Annotated in this window: 12 protein-coding genes; 9 read left to right on the top strand and 3 right to left on the bottom strand. The window is 70.3% G+C overall.

Features of this window, described 5'->3' with window-relative positions:
• Positions 1 to 50 precede the first annotated feature (50 nt).
• Positions 51 to 716, bottom strand: coding sequence for a hemerythrin domain-containing protein (locus tag ABT245_RS02140; RefSeq protein ID WP_351727709.1), 666 nt, complete (start codon positions 714 to 716; stop codon positions 51 to 53).
• A gap of 236 nt (positions 717 to 952) precedes the next feature.
• Between ABT245_RS02140 and ABT245_RS02135 the strand changes: the two genes are divergently transcribed.
• Entirely contained in the window at positions 953 to 1,819 is an 867-nt protein-coding gene (locus tag ABT245_RS02135) for a DMT family transporter (protein ID WP_351727775.1), read from the top strand.
• Positions 1,820 to 1,921: 102 nt separating this feature from the next.
• A complete protein-coding gene (locus ABT245_RS02130) occupies positions 1,922 to 3,733 on the top strand; it encodes a thiamine pyrophosphate-requiring protein (RefSeq protein ID WP_351727707.1) in 1,812 nt (603 codons plus the stop codon).
• A gap of 18 nt (positions 3,734 to 3,751) precedes the next feature.
• Here the strand turns inward: ABT245_RS02130 and ABT245_RS02125 are convergent, their stop codons facing one another.
• Positions 3,752 to 5,533, bottom strand: a complete 1,782-nt coding sequence (locus ABT245_RS02125; RefSeq protein ID WP_351727705.1) for a glycoside hydrolase family 15 protein — start codon at positions 5,531 to 5,533, stop codon at positions 3,752 to 3,754.
• Between the two features lie 216 nt (positions 5,534 to 5,749).
• Here ABT245_RS02125 and ABT245_RS02120 point away from each other — a divergent pair, with 216 nt between their 5' ends.
• The 6 genes from ABT245_RS02120 (at position 5,750) to ABT245_RS02095 (ending at position 14,349) form a co-directional block, all read left to right on the top strand.
• Positions 5,750 to 7,549 carry a thiamine pyrophosphate-requiring protein gene (locus ABT245_RS02120; RefSeq protein ID WP_351727703.1) on the top strand — a complete coding sequence of 600 codons (1,800 nt, stop codon included), beginning with the start codon at positions 5,750 to 5,752 and terminating at the stop codon, positions 7,547 to 7,549.
• Complete coding sequence (locus ABT245_RS02115) at positions 7,546 to 8,694, top strand: enolase C-terminal domain-like protein (RefSeq protein ID WP_351727701.1); 1,149 nt, start codon at positions 7,546 to 7,548, stop codon at positions 8,692 to 8,694. Before ABT245_RS02120 ends, ABT245_RS02115 begins: the two co-directional genes overlap by 4 nt.
• Positions 8,695 to 8,931: 237 nt before the next feature.
• Positions 8,932 to 11,964, top strand: a complete 3,033-nt coding sequence (locus ABT245_RS02110) for an FAD-binding and (Fe-S)-binding domain-containing protein (RefSeq protein ID WP_351727700.1) — start codon at positions 8,932 to 8,934, stop codon at positions 11,962 to 11,964.
• A 4-nt stretch (positions 11,965 to 11,968) separates the two neighbouring features.
• On the top strand, positions 11,969 to 12,142 hold the full coding sequence (locus ABT245_RS02105) for a hypothetical protein (RefSeq protein ID WP_351727698.1): 174 nt from the start codon (positions 11,969 to 11,971) through the stop codon (positions 12,140 to 12,142).
• A gap of 154 nt (positions 12,143 to 12,296) precedes the next feature.
• Positions 12,297 to 13,988, top strand: coding sequence for an aa3-type cytochrome oxidase subunit I (gene ctaD / locus ABT245_RS02100; protein ID WP_351727697.1), 1,692 nt, complete (start codon positions 12,297 to 12,299; stop codon positions 13,986 to 13,988).
• Positions 13,989 to 14,004: 16 nt separating this feature from the next.
• The gene (locus ABT245_RS02095; RefSeq protein WP_351727695.1) at positions 14,005 to 14,349 is read left to right on the top strand and encodes a cytochrome C oxidase subunit I; all 345 of its coding nucleotides are present in this window, start codon (positions 14,005 to 14,007) and stop codon (positions 14,347 to 14,349) included.
• Positions 14,350 to 15,034: 685 nt separating this feature from the next.
• On the opposite strand, the gene qcrB is transcribed toward ABT245_RS02095, so the two are convergent.
• Positions 15,035 to 16,261, bottom strand: a complete 1,227-nt coding sequence (gene qcrB, locus ABT245_RS02090) for a cytochrome bc1 complex cytochrome b subunit (RefSeq protein WP_351727693.1) — start codon at positions 16,259 to 16,261, stop codon at positions 15,035 to 15,037.
• Between qcrB and ABT245_RS02085 the strand changes: the two genes are divergently transcribed.
• Entirely contained in the window at positions 16,244 to 16,933 is a 690-nt protein-coding gene (locus ABT245_RS02085; protein ID WP_351727691.1) for a hypothetical protein, read from the top strand. The genes qcrB and ABT245_RS02085 overlap by 18 nt on opposite strands.
• Positions 16,934 to 17,016: the final 83 nt, after the last annotated feature.

Genomic DNA, 17,016 nt, shown 5'->3' with positions numbered 1-17,016 from the left:
GCCGGCTGTTCCGCCTGCCGCTGACCGCTTCAGCGGCACTGCCCTGGGCGTCACGAGGCCGTGTGGTGCCGAAGGGCGTCGAGCGCTCGGTCGACGGGGCCGAGGACCGGCGCGGCCAGCTTGTTCGTGGCCTCGTTGTTGACCCAGCGGTGCGGCCTGGTCGGGGCGTATGCCTGGGTGAGCTTGACCTCGGCACCCAGCATGCTCAGCCGGGACGGGCTGAGGGCCTTGCGCAGCGCCCTGAACTCCTCGCGCTCCTCACGGGCGGCGTGCCGGGACACCGCACGCCGTACCTCGTTCAGCCGCCGCAGATAGCCGACGCCGTCGGGGCCCGTGTGCCACAGCGCGATCAGCAGCTGCTTGGCCTCCCTCTCCTCGTCACGGCGGCGGGCGGCCAGCTCACGACCGTGCCGCAGCGCGCGACGGGCGACGGGGTGTACGTGCGCCTCTTCGGCCGCCTCGTGCACGGCGAGCAGGCGCATCAGCCGCTCGAAGTTCTGGCGCCGCCACGGACCGGGCAGCGCGGCCTGCAGAAAGCCGAGTTTGATCTGCCGGTGCTGTCGGGTGAGCACATCGACGACGCTTTCCGCGCCCATGGCGCGGGCCACCCGCAGTGACCAGGCCGGTGTGGTCCTCGCCGCCTTGGCCGTGGCCTTCGCGGTGAGCAGCGGCCTGGTCGTCACGTTCAGCGCGGCCGGCTTCGTCAGGATTCGCATGATGCCTCCTTGCTGCGGTCTCAGCGCTCGCGGGTACCCGCGAGCCGTCCCGCTGACGCACACCCGAGCGGGCCGGTTCCGCGGCGGTCCGAGCCCGCGCGGGCCCGCCACGAGCGGGCCGGCGAGGCCGCCGACACCGTACGCGGCGGCGCGCACACGGGTGGTTCGCGGTGTTGAACTGCGGAGCCCTGCCCGAGCACATACGGTGGCGATGTCCGGTGAGACGGGTAGCTCTCATGGTCTATGTCTTCGCCCTGGCCGCCGCATGCCTGCTCGGTATCGGCTTCGTGCTCCAGCAGCACGCCGCCGAACGGGCGCCCGCTGCCGAGGTCCTGCGTTTCCGGCTGCTGTGGGACCTCGCGCACAACGGTGTGTGGCTCGGCGGGATCGGGTGCATGGTCGCCGGGCAGCTGCTGAGCGCCGTCGCGCTCGCCAAGGGCGAGCTGTCCCGGGTGGAACCGCTGCTGGTCACCAATCTGCTGTTCGCCTTCGCGCTGGCGCGTCGGCTGAGCGGTCAGCGGATCGGCGCCTCCGGCTGGGCGGGCGTCCTCCTGCTCGGCGGAGGAGTGATCGCCTTCACCCTGGCCGGGCGGTCCAGCGCCGGCGCGGCGGAGGCGGGGGCCTTCCGCCAATGGACCGTCATCGGCCTGGTCATCGGTATCGCCCTCGTCCTGATCGGCGCCGCACGCCACCTGCCGCTGTTCGAGGAGCCGCCGTTGCTGGCCGCCGCGGCCGGCATGCTCTACGGCGTGCAGGACGCCCTGACGCGGATGTCCAGCGGAATCATCGGCAGCGAGGGGGTGGTCGCGCTGCTCGTCAGCTGGGTGCCGTACACCTTGGTCGCGCTGGCCGTGACCGGCCTCCTGCTGGTGCAGAGCGCCTTCGAGGCAGGGCCGCTGCGCATGTCCCTGCCGGCCCTGACGGCCGCCGAACCGCTCGCGGGCATCGCCTGCGGTGTCGGCTTCCTCGGCGACCGCCTGCGCACCGAAGCCCTCGCACTGGCCTGGCAGGTCACGGGGCTGGTCGCCATCGTCGCCGGTGTCTTCGTACTCGCCCGCCACCCGGCCATGCCCGGCCGGGACACGACCGCCGAGAGCCGGTAGCGCGAACCGATGCGGCTGTACGGCGGATGCCCAGGGTTTGTGCCGGACGCGTCGAGGCAACTCCCTCCTCGACCCTCCGCACACCCGGCTCAGGAGAACCCCATGACCCAAGTCGCCGACTATGTGCTGCACCGCCTGACCGAGTGGGGCGTGCAGCGTGTGTACGGCTATCCCGGAGACGGCATCAACGGACTGCTGGGCGCTTTCGACCGCGCCCGGGGCAACCCGGAGTTCATCCAGACCCGTCATGAGGAGATGGCCGCGTTCATGGCCTGCGCGCATGCGAAGTTCACCGGTGAGGTGGGTTGTTGCACGGCGACCTCGGGGCCGGGGGCGGTGCACCTGCTCAACGGGCTGTACGACGCCAAGCTGGACCACCAGCCGGTGGTCGCCGTGGTCGGCCAGCAAAAGCGGCTCTCCCTCGGCGCCCACTACCAGCAGGAGGTGGATCTGGAGCGGCTCTTCGCCGACGTTTCGGAGTTCTGCCAGATGGTCGTGCATCCGGGACAGGCCCGGCATGTGATCGACCGCGCCTTCAAGACGGCTCTCACCACCCGCGGGGTCGCCACGATCATCATCCCGAACGACGTCCAGGAGGAGGACGCGCAGCCGTCGCCGCCGAAGACACACGGATCGGTGTTCTCCAGCGTCGGCTGGAGCCGGCCCCGGGTGCTGCCCGACCCCGGCGAACTGCGCAGGGCCGCGGACGTCCTCAACGAGGGCAGCAAGGTCGCCATCCTGGTGGGCCAGGGTGCCGCCAAGGCCGAGGGGGAGGTCGTCGAGGCCGCCGAGCTGCTGGGGGCGGGGGTCGCGAAGGCCCTGCTGGGCCGCGAGGTGCTGCCCGACGACCTGCCGTTCGTGACCGGTCCGATCGGTCTGCTCGGCAGCAAGGCGAGCGACAACATGATCCGGAACTGCGACACCCTCTTCGTGATCGGCAGCAGCTTCCCCTATGCGGAGTGGCTGCCGGACGAGGGCCAGGCACGCGGTGTCGAGATCGACATCGACGGACGCATGATCGGCATCCGCTACCCCATGGACGCCCATCTCGTCGGCGACGCCAAGGAAACCCTCCGGGCGCTGATCCCGCTGCTGCACCGCAAGGAGGACCGCGGGTGGCGCGAACAGATCGAGAAGGACGTCCGCGCATGGAACGACCTGTGCGACCGCTGGGCCGGCCAGCACTTCGAGGGCCTGATCAATCCGCAGGCCGTGGCGGCGGAGCTGTCGCCGCGGTTGCCGGACGGGTGCATTCTGACGGCGGATTCGGGTTCGGGGACGAACTGGTGGGCGCGGCATCTGAAGCTGCGCAGGGGCATGCGGGCGTCGCTGTCGGGGACGCTGGCCACGATGGGTCCGGGGACGCCGTATGCGATCGCCGCGCGGTTCGCCCACCCGGACCGGCCGGTGATCGCGTTCGTCGGTGACGGCGCGTTCCAGATGAACGGTATGAACGAGATGATCACCGTCAAGCGGTATCTGGACCGGCTGTCCGGCCCTGCGCCGTTCATCTTCTGCGTGTTCAACAACCAGGACCTCAACCAGGTCACCTGGGAACAGCGCGCCATGGCCGGCGACCCCAAGTATCCGGGCTCCCAGGAGATTCCGGACGTCCCGTACGCGGCGTACGCCCAGTTGCTCGGCCTGAAGGGCATCGTCTGCGACGACCCGGCACGGGTCGGTGCCGCATGGGAGGAGGCACTGGCCTCCGACAGGCCCGTGGTGCTGGAGTTCAAGGTCGACAACGAGATCGCGCCGATCCCGCCGCACCTCATGAAATCCCAGGGCAAGAAGGCCGTCAGGGCGGCGCTGCACGACCCGGAGCGGGCCGGCATCGCCGCCAAGGGCGTACGGCAGAAGATCACCGAGTATGCCGAGCACCTTCCGGGCCGCGGGGACCATGCCCGCAAGTGAGGTCCGGGCGAGGGCCGCTCAGACCGGAAGCGTCGAGGCGTCGTTCAGGCGTACCGCGCACTCCAGCAAAAGCGCGTGGACGAACGCCTGGGGCAGGTTGCCGCGCAGCTGGCGCTGACGTACGTCGTACTCCTCCGCGAACAGCCCGGGCGGTCCGCAGGCCGCCCGGGTCCGTTCGAACCAGCGCAGCGCGCCGACCCGGTCGCCGAGGTGGTCGGCGGCCAGCGCCATGGTGAACCCGCAGAACAGAAAGGCACCTTCGGCTTTGCCGAGGGGGATGCCCGGGTGGGCGAAACGGTAGAGATAGCCGTCCTCGGCCAGCCGCTCCTCGATGAACCGGCGGGTGATCGCATTGCTGGGATCACCGGCGGGCGGACAGCCACGGGCCAGGGGAGTGAGCAGGGCGGCCTCCGGCCCGTCGTCGTCCGCGGCCCTGCGCCACCGGCCGTCCGGCCGCAGACAGCGGCGGCGGGTTTCCGCGAAGACGAGGTCGGCGGTCTCGGCACAGCGCTCGGCCGTCCGGCCCGGCAGCGCTCCGGCCAGGCGTCGCAACCCGCAGACCACACTCAGCCGGGACTGGGTCCACCATCGTTCGTCGAGTTCCCACAGCCCCGCGTCCGGCCGGGCCCAGTTGCGCTGCACCGCGTCGATGGCGACCGTCACCGCTGTGAGCGCATCGGGTGTGAGCCGGTCGTGGTGCGCCGCGGCGGCGAACAGCTGGAGCGCTTCCCCGAACGCGTCGAGCTGGAACTGCCGGGCCGCCTTGTTCCCGACGTGGTCGCCGCCGCCGGGATACCCGGTCAGCGCGAGCCCCCGCTCGTTGGGCACAGGGCCGCCGTCGACGGTGTACGCCGGGTGGAGCCGCTCGCCGTCGGCGAGGACGCGTTCCGCGGTGAACCGTACGGCGGTGTCGAGGAGTTCGTGCGGGCCGTGGGCGGCGACGGCGAGGCCCGCGTAGCACTGGTCGCGCACCCAGGCGAAGCGGTAGTCGTAGCTTCGGCCGGTGTTGGCGCGCTCCGGCAACGACGTGGTGGCGGCGGCGACCATGCCCCCCGAGGAACTGGTCAGGCCGCGCAGCACCGCGTACGCGTGCCGAGCGTCGCGCGGCGCGGCAAGGCAGGAGCAGTCCGGCACGGCCTGTCGCCACGCCTCCTCCGTCGCCTGCCAGCACCGCCGCGGGTCCAGCCGGGGCGTGTCGGCCCCGGTCGACAGCTCAAGGACGAGGTCGTGCTCCTCGCGCTTGCGTAGGCGCACCTCACCGCTAAGACCGGACTCGGGATCCCACGAGGCCCGGTGCGCACCGGCCAGCCGGAAGCGCAGCCCGCCCGCCTTCGCCGTCCACACGTCCCCCTCCAGCCGGGCGTCACGCAGGCGGTCGGCGCCGAATCCGGGGCGCGGATCGAGGGTGAGCCTCAGACGCGCCTCGCCGCGTTCCACCCGCATCCGGCGCAGCAGCACCAGGCGGTCCGCGGACGCTGGCATCGCCAGGGCGTCCCGGCATTCGATCACGGAGCCGGCGGTCAGCCAGCGGCTCACCCGGATCAGGGTGCCGTCCTCGTAGTAGCCGCCCCAGACATGCCAGGGGTCTTCCGGTTCGACCCCGAAGTACCCACCGCCCCCGACGAGCGCGGAGAACACCGCGTCACTGTCCCACCGGGGTGCGCACAACCAGACGATCCGCCCCTCCGGGTCCACCAGGGCGCCGCGTTCGCCGTCGGCGAGAACCGCGTAGCCCCGCAGCACCCACGGCGGGCAGAGACCGTTTCCCGGTGTTCGGCGTGTGTCCGCTCTCTCCTCCATGACACGGGGGGTTTCCCGGTGGCCGAGCCGGAAACGGCCTGTACGCCGACCGGTTCGCCGGCCGGAGCGCTGTGCGACGGGTTCCTTGCCCGGCAGAGCCGTCCGGCCGAGCACGTCTTCGTCCGGACGGGGGAGCGGCACCACCGCCCGTTTACGGGACGCGGTTGCCGGTCACCCCATGCCCAGGGCACAGCTGCGCATCCGAGGGAGCACGTCATGACGCTGGTGGCCGACTACGTACTGGAACGCCTCAAGGAATGGGGGATCGAGCGGGTCTACGGCTATCCCGGAGACGGCATCAACGGGCTGCTGGGCGCTTTCGACCGCGCCCGGGGCAACCCGGAGTTCATCCAGACCCGTCATGAGGAGATGGCCGCGTTCATGGCCTGCGCGCATGCGAAGTTCACCGGTGAGGTGGGCTGTTGCACGGCGACCTCGGGGCCGGGGGCGGTGCACCTGCTCAACGGGCTGTACGACGCCAAGCTGGACCACCAGCCGGTGGTCGCCGTGGTCGGCCAGCAAAAGCGGCTCTCCCTCGGCGCCCACTACCAGCAAGAGCTTCCTCTCGCCCAGCTCTTCGCGGACGTCTCGGACTTCTGCCAGACGGTCGTGCACCCCGCCCAGGCGCGCCATGTGATCGACCGGGCCTTCAAGACGGCCCTGACCACGCGATCCGTCGCGACCGTGATCATCCCGGAGGACATCCAGGAGGAGGACGCGCAGCCGTCGCCGCCGAAGGCGCACGGATCGGTGTTCTCCAGCGTCGGCTGGAGCCGGCCGCGCCTGCTTCCCGACCCGGACGAACTGCGCAAGGCCGCGGCAGTGCTCAACGCCGGAACCAAGGTCGCCATGATCGTCGGCCAGGGGGCCGCGCACGCGGAGAGCGAGGTCGTGGAGACGGCGGAACTGCTGGGGGCGGGGGTCGCGAAGGCCCTGCTGGGCCGCGAGGTGCTGCCCGACGACCTGCCGTTCGTGACCGGCCCGATCGGTCTGCTCGGCAGCAAGGCGAGCGACAACATGATCCGGAACTGCGACACCCTGCTGATGGTGGGCACCAGCTTCCCGTACGCGGAGTGGCTGCCCGACGAGGGCCAGGCCCGGGGCGTCGAGATCGACATCGACGGACGCATGATCGGCCTCCGGTATCCCATGGACGCCCATCTCGTGGGGGACTCGAAGGAGACCCTCAAGGCCCTCGTGCCGTTGCTCGCGCGCAAGCAGGACCGCGGGTGGCGGGAGCAGATCGAGCAGGACGTCCGCGAGTGGGACGCGATCTGCCGCAAGCGCGCCGGTCAGCACTTCGGCGGCCGGATCAATCCGCAGGCCGTGGCGGCGGAGCTGTCGCCGCGGTTGCCGGACGGGTGCATTCTGACGGCGGATTCGGGTTCGGGGACGAACTGGTGGGCGCGGCATCTGAAGCTGCGCAGGGGCATGCGGGCGTCGCTGTCGGGGACGCTGGCCACGATGGGTCCGGGGACGCCGTACGCGATCGCCGCGCGGTTCGCCCACCCGGACCGGCCGGTGATCGCGTTCGTCGGTGACGGCGCGTTCCAGATGAACGGCATGGCCGAGATGATCACCGTCAAGCGGTATCTGGACCGGCTGTCCGGTCCTGCGCCGTTCATCTTCTGCGTGTTCAACAACCAGGACCTCAACCAGGTCACCTGGGAACAGCGCGCCATGGCCGGCGACCCGAAGTTCCCGGGCTCCCAGTACATCCCCGACGTTCCCTACGCCAGATACGCGGAGATGCTGGGCCTGAAGGGCATCCGCTGCGACAAGCCGAGGAAGGTCGGGAAGGCCTGGGACGAGGCGCTGGCCTCCGACAGGCCCGTGGTGCTGGAGTTCAAGGTCGACCAGGAGATCGCACCCATCCCGCCGCACATCATGCTCGCCCAGGGCAAGAAGGCGGCCAAGGCGGCCGTCCGTGACCCGGAGCGGGCCGGCATCGCGGCCAAGGGCGTACGCCACAAGTTCGCCGAGGCGGCCGAGCACCTGCCGGGACGGCACACGTGAGTGACGACGGCGCGGGACGGGAGCGGCACGGCTGCCGGATCGACTCGGTGGACGTGCACGCCTTTGACGTGCCGACCGACGGCCCGGACGGCCGGGAGCAGGACGGCACCCTGGAATGGGACTCCACGACCATGGTGCTGGTCCAGGTCGGCGCCGGCGGCCGCACCGGGCTCGGGTACACCTACGGCGATGTGTCGGTCGCCTCGTTCGTCGAGTCCAAGCTCGCGCCGCTGGTGCGGGGCCAGGCCGTCACCGCGCCCGCTGCCCTGTGGCACCGGATGGGACGGCAGATCCGCAACGCGGGCCGCCCCGGCGTCGGAGCCATGGCGGTCTCCGCGGTGGACGTGGCGCTGTGGGACCTCAAGGCCAGACTGCTCGGCCTGCCGCTGATCCATGTGCTCCCGGCGTACCACGACCGGGTGCCGGTCTACGGCAGCGGTGGTTTCACGAACTACCCCCTCGACCGGCTCACGGACCAGCTGGCCGGCTGGGTCGAACAGGGGATCAGGCGCGTCAAACTCAAGACCTCCCGGCATCCCGAACATGACCCGCAGCGGCTGAGCGCGGTGCGGACGGCCATCGGGGACGAACCGGAACTCCTCACCGACGCCAACGGAGCGCTCGGCCGCAAACAGGCGTTGTACTGGGCCCGTCGCTTCCATGACGAGTGGGACGTGCGGTGGTTCGAGGAGCCGGTCAGCTCCGACGACCTGGACGGTCTTCGCCTGCTGCGGGAGCGCGGGCCCGAACTGCTGGAGATCGCGGCGGGCGAATACGCCTACACGACACGGGACTTCGCCGACCTCGTCGAAGGACCCGCCGTGGACTGCCTCCAGGCCGACGTCACCCGCTGCGGAGGCATCACCGGCGTACTGGAGGCGGCCGGTCTGTCGGCGGCCCACCATCTGGATCTGTCGGCGCACTGCGCGCCCGCCGTCTCGGCCCACGCCTTCTGCGCCGTGCGCCGGCTGCGGCACCTGGAGTACTTCCACGACCATGTGCGACTCGAAGACCTGATCTTCGACGGCACCCTGGCACCGGACGGGGGCGCGCTGCGCCCCGACACCGGCCGGCCGGGGCACGGCCTGGAGGTCAAATGGCCCGACGCCGAACGCTACCGGGTCTATGGCACGCGGGCCGCGTGACCAGGATCGCAAAGGAGACCGAAGAACCGATGGCGAAGGCAGCACGCCGGGCGACACGCGAGATCCCGGCCAAGACGCACCCGGAGATCCCCGGCCCGCCACGGGCCCGTCAGACACTCGACGTCGGGAAGCTGGAGCGGGCCCTGCGCAAGGCCGTGCGCGGCGAAGTCCGCTTCGACGCCGGTTCCCTCGGGTTGTACGCCCAGGACGCGTCCAACTTCCGCCAGGTGCCGATCGGTGTCGTGGTCCCCCGCGACCTGGACGATGTCGTCGCGACGCGACCTGGACGATGTCGTCGCGACGCACCAGGTCTGTCACCGGTTCGGCGCGCCCGTCCTCAACCGGGGCGGTGGTACCAGCCTGTCCGGTGAGACGGTCAACGAGGCCGTGGTGATCGACCACTCCAAGTACCTCACGCGGATCGGGAAGATCGACCCGGACCGCCGTCTGGTGACCTGTGAACCGGGCGTGATCAACGAGGAGCTGAACCGGCACACCGGCGCCCACGGCCTGGTGTTCGGCCCGGACCCCTCCACCCACTCCCGGTGTCTGATCGGCGGCAACATCGGCAACAACTCCTGCGGCATTCACTCCGTGCAGTCACAGCTGTACGGGCCCGGCCCGCGCACCAGCGACAACGTGCACGCGCTGGAGATCGTCACCTACGACGGCGCCCGGTTCTGGGTCGGCGTCGACGAGGAGGAGCGCCTCGACGCGATCATCGCCGAGGGCGGCCGCAAGGGCGAGATCTACGCGGCGCTGCGGGACCTGCGCGACAAGTACGCCGACGCCATCCGGGCCGGCTTCCACCCGGCCACCCGGGTGCCGCGCCGTGTCTCCGGCTACAACCTGGACGAACTCCTGCCCGAACGCGGCTTCAACGTGGCACGCGCACTGGTCGGCACCGAGAGCACCTGTGTCACCACCCTCCAGGCGGTTCTCATGCTCACCGCGGCCCTGCCGCAACGCACCACCGTCGTCGTGGAGTACGGCGACCTCGCCGACGCGGCCGAGCACTGCGAGGAGATCATCGAGCGGTTCAAGCCGATCGGCCTGGAAGCACTCGACGACCAGCTCATCCGCGACCAGCAACTGCAGAACATGAACGTGGAGGACATCCAGGAGTTGCCGCACCCCGGCGGCGGCGCCTGGCTGGTGGTGCAGTTCGGCGCGGACAGCACCGAGGAGTCCGTCACCCGGGCCCACGCCTTCGCCGACTGGCTCACCCACGGCAAAGGCTACGCACAAGACCGCATCCGGATCGCCAGGAGCAAACAGGAGGGCGGCACCAGCGAACACCTGTGGGCGATCCGGGAGAGCGGCCTCGGCTCGACCGCGTTCCCGCCCGACGGCAAGGACCACTGGCCCGGCTGGGAGGACTCCGCCGTCCCGCCGGACCGGATCGGCGCGTATGTGCGAGGGCTGCGCAAGGTGATGGACAAGCACGGCATCACCGGTGCCATGTACGGCCACTTCGGGCAGGGTTGCATCCACTGCCGGCTCAGCTTCGACCTGCGTACCGCCGACGGCATCGCCACCTATCGGGCCTTCCTGGAGGAGGCCGCCGACCTGTGTGTGTCCCTCGGCGGCTCGGTGTCCGGGGAGCACGGCGACGGGCAGCAGCGCGGGGAACTGCTGGAGAAACAGTTCGGAGCCCGACTCGTGCAGGCCATGCGGGAGTTCAAGGCGATCTGGGACCCGCAGTGGAAGATGAGCCCCGGCAAAGTGGTCGACGCCTATCGCATGGACGAGAACCTCAAGCTCGGCACCGACTACAACCCGCCGCGACACCCGGTGAAGTTCGCCTACGAGGAGGACGGCGGCGACTTCGCCCACGCGACCCTGCGCTGCGTCGGCATCGGCAAGTGCCGGGTGCCGCAGGCGGAGACGACCATGTGCCCCAGCTATCAGGTGACCCGCGAGGAGAAGCACACCACCCGCGGCCGGGCCCGCCTGCTGCACGAGATGCTGAAAGGCGACGGCATCACCGACGGCTGGCAGTCCGACGAGGTCAAGGACGCCCTCGACCTGTGCCTGGCGTGCAAGGGCTGTACCAACGACTGCCCGGTCAACGTCGACATGCCCACCTACAAGGCGGAGTTCCTGTACCACCACTACCGGTCGCCGCACCGCCGGCGCCCCCGCTACGCCTACGCCTTCGGCTTCATCGACCAGGCCGCCAGGATCGCCGCCCGGGTACCGGAACTCGCCAACCTCGCAACCCAGACACCCGGACTTGCCCGAGTCGTCAAGGCCCTGGCGGGCATCGACCGGCGTCGCCCGTTGCCGCGCTTCGCGCCCATGACACTCCAGGACTGGTTCGCCCGCCGTGGCGGCACCGCCAACCCGGGCGGCCGTCCGGTGGTGCTGTTCCCGGACACCTTCAACAACCACCTCCACCCGAACGTCGGCATCGCGTGTGTCGAGGCGATCGAGGCGGCGGGCTGGCAGGTCGTCATGCCCGAGGGGCACATCTGCTGCGGCCGGCCGCTGTACGACTACGGCTTCCTGGACACCGCCGAACGCTATCTGCACCACGTCCTGGACGTCCTGCGCCCCCACCTGCGGTCAGACACCCCCATCGTCGGCATGGAGCCGAGCTGCCTGGCCGTGTTCAAGGACGAGCTGCCCAAGCTGCTGCCGCATGACGACGACGCCGGGCGACTCACCAAGAACGCCTACCACTTCCCGGAGTTCTTCCGGACATTCGGCATCCAGCCGCCCCGGCTCGACGGCACGGCCCTGCTCTGGGGGCACTGCCATCACCGTGCCACCGGCGGCATGACCCCCGAGCAGGAACTGCTGGAGAAGATGGGCCTTGAGGTGCGCAACCTCCAGGGCGGCTGCTGCGGCCTCGCCGGATCATGGGGTTTCGAGTCGGGCAAGTACGGGATCTCCATGGACTGCGGCGAACAGGCCCTGCTGCCCGCGGTCCGCGCCGCCGCCGACGACTGTCTGTTGGTCGCCGACGGCTTCTCCTGCAAGACGCAGATCAAGCACGCCGGCACCGGACGGCAGGCCCTGCATGTGGCCGAGGTGATGAAGCTGGCCCGGGACAGGGGCAGGGACGCGGTGGCCCGGCTCCCGGAACGGGGTGCCGGATCCCAGCCGAAGCCGCCCCCGCGCACCAGGCTGCTCAGAGTGTCGGCCGCCGTGGCGCTCGCCGCCGCTGTGACCGCGGCCGGTGTGCGGGCCGCGCGGGGCGGTCTCCCGCATTTTCGGCTTCGTTTTGCTGGGTACCCGATCGTTGGTGACGGAAGGGAGGGATGAGCCCATGGCAGGCGGCGACGACTTCTATTCCAGGGACCGTCCCGACAACCCGGAGCTGGCGGAGGACCGGCCCCGTGGCGGCGGTCCTGAGGATCGCCCGCACAGCGGCCACCACGTGTGGATCTGGTGGCTGGTAGTGGCGGCGGTCATTCTGATACTTTTCTTCATTTTCATCTGATGGCCCCATACAGCCTTATGGGCCGTTCAGGTGCCCATGTCATCCCTTCTCGGCGTGTCATCCGGTCCGGGCGTCGGCCTTTTGTGTGTCTCGCAAAAATGGCGGGCGACAGACGCCACGGCGTAGCGCAATCCCGCACCGGGAGACACAACCTGTGAGCATTCTCAACGAGCCTCCGGGGCCGATCGACACCTACGACGGCGAGCTGCCGGTGAGGCGCAGACAGCCCGGGAACGTCGTGGTGAAGTGGATGACGACCACCGACCACAAGACGATCGGCACGCTGTACCTGGGGACATCGTTCGGATTCTTCCTGCTCGGCGGCGTGATGGCCCTGGTCATGCGTGCCGAACTGGCACGACCGGGCCTGCAGATCGTCTCCAAGGAGCAGTTCAACCAGGCGTTCACGATGCATGGCACGGTCATGCTGCTGATGTTCGCCACCCCGCTGTTCGCCGGCTTCGCGAACTGGATCATGCCGTTGCAGATCGGCGCCCCGGACGTGGCGTTCCCGCGGCTGAACATGCTCGCCTACTGGCTGTACCTGTTCGGCTCGCTGATCGCGGTCGCGGGCTTCCTCACCCCGCAGGGCGCGGCCGACTTCGGCTGGTTCGCCTATGCCCCGCTGCACAACGAAAGGTTCTCGCCCGGTATCGGCTCCGACCTGTGGTTCATGGGTCTGGCCTTCTCCGGCTTCGGCACCATCCTCGGCTCGGTCAACTTCATCACCACGATCATCTGCATGCGTGCTCCGGGCATGACCATGTTCCGCATGCCGATCTTCACCTGGAACGTGCTGCTGACCGGTGTCCTGGTCCTCTTCGCCTTCCCGGTCCTCGCGGCCGCCCTGCTGGCCGCGGAGGCGGACCGCCACTTCGGCTCCCGTGTCTTCGACTCCGCCAACGGCGGTGCCCTGCTCTGGCAGCACCTGTTCTGGTTCTTCGGCCACCCGGAGGTGTACATCATCGCCCTGCCGTTCTTCGGCATCATCAGCGAGGTGATTCCGGTGTTCTCCCGCAAGCCGATGTTCGGCTACATGGGTCTGGTCGCGGCGACGAACGCCATCGCGGGGCTTTCCATCACCGTATGGGCCCATCACATGTTCGTCACCGGCGGGGTGCTGCTGCCGTTCTTCTCCTTCATGTCCTTCCTGATCGCGGTACCGACCGGGGTGAAGTTCTTCAACTGGATCGGCACCATGTGGAAGGGCTCGGTGTCCTTCGAGACACCGATGCTCTGGGCGGCGGGATTCCTCGTCACATTTCTCTTCGGCGGTCTGACCGGCGTCATCCTGGCCTCGCCGCCGATGGACTTCCATGTGTCCGACTCGTACTTCGTGGTGGCCCATTTCCACTATGTGGTGTTCGGTACGGTCGTTTTCGCGATGTTCGCCGGCTTCCACTTCTGGTGGCCGAAGTGGACCGGCAAGATGCTCGACGAACGCCTCGGCAAGATGACCTTCTGGACGCTGTTCGTCGGCTTCCACACCACCTTCCTCGTCCAGCACTGGCTGGGCGCCGAGGGCATGCCCCGGCGGTACGCCGACTATCTGGCGGCCGACGGCTTCACCGTGCTGAACACGGTCTCGACGATCGGATCCTTCCTCCTCGGGCTGTCGATGCTGCCGTTCCTCTACAACGTGTGGAAGACGGCCAGATACGGCGAGCCGGCCGCCGTGGACGACCCGTGGGGCTACGGCCGCTCGCTGGAGTGGGCGACCTCCTGCCCGCCGCCGCGGCACAACTTCGTGACACTGCCCCGGATCCGCAGCGAATCCCCCTCCTTCGATCTGCACCATCCCGACATCGCGACGGCCGAGGCCGAAGCCCACGGCGTGTACCGGTGAACGGGCAGGGTGGGCGGTGAGCGAACTGGCGAGACAAGGAAGCGACGGCAGGTTCGCCAACGAAGTCGAGGGCTATCTCCTGTGGCAGGCCAGGATCGCGGAGGCCAGGCAGCGCGCGCAGGAGTTCGTCCGGCCGATGGACTGGCTGACCACCGCGCAGCGTACGGAGATCGAGCGGCACTACGTCACCGACAACCTGCGCCGCGCCAAGGGCGACCTGGAACGGGTCGCGGCCCGGTGCAGGTCCCTGCGGGCCGAGTACGAGCACCGCTACCGGACGCTGCGCAGGCGCTGCGTGGGCTCGGCACTGGCCGCCTGCGCGGCCTTCACCCTGCTGGTCACCCTGTGGATGCTCCTTTAGGAGCCCGCAGGCCGCGGACACGACATGGGAGGCGCGGCGACGGCCCGGGCCGCCGAGCTTGGCGTGGCGGTGCCCGCCGGCCGCCCTCCCCGCGGCGCCCCGGCCGGTGGACCATGGGCGAGCGGTGACGGCCGGGCCCCGCTGGATCACGAGGGCGGCCATGCCGGCGCCCACCACGGGTCGGAACCGATGGCGGCGACCCGTCGTGCGCCGGCCGGCCGCTCGCCTCCCGTCGCGCGGCCGGCGTGCGCGGGCCCGCGGAGCGGCTGATCGGAGCGGAGCGCGCCGGCACCGTGGCCCGTCCGGCGTTCGCCGTTTCCCGCTGCGGCAGGCCCACAGGTGTCTGTGTTTCCCGGCGCCGGCCCCGCCCGCGATGCCGCGCCGCCCGTCACGGCGGAGCCCGGCACGAACACCGCCGCCGCTGGTGTGTCTCGGCGCGGACCATCCCGCGTTGCCCGTAATGTCCGGGTGGCTGTGGCTCCGCGAGGCGTGACAGGAGCGACCGTATGGGCGACAGGGTGATGCAACGCCATGTCTTCGGCACCGTCTTCGCCGTGGAGTCGGCCGTCGCCGCACTGGTCTTCCTGGTGGTGCTCGCCCTGGTGGCCCACGCGGTCGTCCGACGACGCGCCGGACGGCACGGCTCCGCCTCAAGGAGATCCGACCGGCCGGTCCTCGAAAGGTACTACGTCGGTGTCCTGACCGCCTCCGCCGCCTTCCTGGTCGGCAGCTCCACCCGCCTGCCGAAGAACCACCGGCTGAGCGCATTGCGGATGCGATGTCTGCGAAACCACCGCCAGACCTCCGTCCCGTGCGCGCGGGGCCGCGGCTCGCTGCGCACGAGGATGCGGTACGCGTCCTCCTCGGGCAGCGGCGTCCGCGTCTGCTCGTAGCCGCCGGGCGTGCGCCGCACCTCCGGTGCCACCCGGCCGTCCAGCAGCCGGCGCCGGTCGGCCGCCTGCAGTCCGAGACAGGCCCGCTTGGTGAGGTGGTAGGCCACGAACGGCAGCAGGAACAGCAGCGTGCGCAGGACGTACGTCAGCAGCTCGAACGGCACATGGAACACGTACGACAGGACGTCCTGCCCGCCCGCCATGAGCAGGACGGCGTAGACCGAGACGGCCGCCACACCCAAGGCGGTGCGCGTGGGCTGGTCGCGCGGCCGGTCGCACAGGTGCTGCTCCGGGGCGGGCCCCGTGATCCACCGTTCGAAGAAGGGACAGGCGTACAGGACGGCGAACAGGGCCGTCGGCAGGACCACGCCCGGCAGGAACACGTCCCACACGAAGGTGTGCCCGGCGATGTCCGTCTCCGCGGCGGGCATCAGCCGCAGCGCGCCCTCCAGGAAGCCCACATACCAGTCCGGCTGCGCGTCCAGCGAGACATGGTCGGCGCGATAGGGGCCGAACGACCACACCGGGTTGATCTGCATCAGCGCACTCATCAGGGCCAGTACGCCCGTCAGGACGAAGAACAGGCCGATGGACTTCGCCGTGTACTGGGGGACCAAGGGCTTGCCGACCACATTGCGGTTGCTGCGGCCGGGCTTCGCCCACTGGGTGTGCTTGTGGTAGACGACGAAGCCCAGGTGGACGCCCACCAGGGCGAGCAGCAGGCCCGGCAGCAGCAGGATGTGGAACACATACATGCGCGGGATGATCTCGTGGCCGGGGAACTGACCGCCGAACGCGAAGAACTGCAGATACGTGCCGAGCACCGGGATCGACAGCATGATGCCCTGGGCGGTGCGCAGACCGGTGCCGGACAGCAGGTCGTCGGGGAGCGAGTAGCCGCAGAAGCCCTCCAGCAGGGCCAGCCCGAACAGCGTCACACCGATCGTCCAGTTGGCTTCCCTCGGCCGCCGGAACGCGCCCGTGAAGAAGATCCGCAGCAGATGGACGTCATGGTGCATCTGCGCACCGCCGTATGGGGGCCCGCCGAGTTCGTCGGGCTGCCGCCCCGGTGGCTGGTGGCGGAGGGGCTCCTCGTCGGAGCCCTGGGCGCCGGGGCCATCGTCGGCACCACGCTCTTCGGCGCCTGGACGGGCAACCCCTCGCTCGCCGCGGGCGAGGCGGGCCTGGTGTGCGCCGTGGCCCTCGCCCTCTACCTGGGCGTCGTGCGAGCAGGCCGGGCCCTGGTCGGTATCGCGGCGCTGCTCGGCGTATGCCTCGCCCTCCAGGCTCCGCAGGCCGCCGCGGGGATGGTGCTGGCGAAGCGGGGGCGGGTGCAGACCGCGGTGGTGACCTCCGTCGAGGACGGCCGGGCGGCCGACGGCGGGCACCGCCGGTATCTGTGCACGGTGGCTGATCCGCACGGCATACCGTTCAAGGTCCGCGTCTGGCGCGGCTGCGGGCAGACGACCAGGCCCGGAGACACCCTCTCCGTCGTCTACGACCCGAAGGGGCAGGTGGCCCCGCGCGCCGTGCGGGCGGCGGGCGGTATGCCGGACCCGCTGCGCGACCTGGCCCCGTGGAGCGCGGCGCTGGTGGCCGTGAGCCTGCTCGCCGTCGTCCGCTCCCATCGGCTCTCCACCCCCGCCGAGGGATCTTGCGGCCTTCGCCGGCGGGGCAGCGGGGAGACATGAAGGGGTGAGGGCCGGGCGCGGTCGTTCCCTCGGGCAGGGTTCCGGCGCGGTACGCCGTGGTGGCTGCCGGCAGGGCCGGGGCG

This window comes from Streptomyces sp. NPDC001508 (assembly GCF_040298665.1).
Classification (GTDB): domain Bacteria; phylum Actinomycetota; class Actinomycetes; order Streptomycetales; family Streptomycetaceae; genus Streptomyces.
The sequence above is the reverse complement of the archived record's forward strand: the minus strand, read 5'-3'. Positions and strand labels throughout refer to the sequence as shown.

Bases quoted from the DNA above. Each gene is read 5' to 3' on its own strand.
- ABT245_RS02120 (WP_351727703.1), top strand. From the start codon at position 5,750: ATGACGCTGGTGGCCGACTACGTACTGGAACGCCTCAAGGAATGGGGG.
- ABT245_RS02085 (WP_351727691.1), top strand. From the start codon at position 16,244: ATGGACGTCATGGTGCATCTGCGCACCGCCGTATGGGGGCCCGCCGAG.
- ABT245_RS02125 (WP_351727705.1), bottom strand. From the start codon at position 5,533: ATGGAGGAGAGAGCGGACACACGCCGAACACCGGGAAACGGTCTCTGC.
- ABT245_RS02105 (WP_351727698.1), top strand. From the start codon at position 11,969: ATGGCAGGCGGCGACGACTTCTATTCCAGGGACCGTCCCGACAACCCG.
- ABT245_RS02140 (WP_351727709.1), bottom strand. From the start codon at position 716: ATGCGAATCCTGACGAAGCCGGCCGCGCTGAACGTGACGACCAGGCCG.
- ABT245_RS02130 (WP_351727707.1), top strand. From the start codon at position 1,922: ATGACCCAAGTCGCCGACTATGTGCTGCACCGCCTGACCGAGTGGGGC.
- qcrB (WP_351727693.1), bottom strand. From the start codon at position 16,261: ATGCACCATGACGTCCATCTGCTGCGGATCTTCTTCACGGGCGCGTTC.
- ABT245_RS02135 (WP_351727775.1), top strand. From the start codon at position 953: ATGGTCTATGTCTTCGCCCTGGCCGCCGCATGCCTGCTCGGTATCGGC.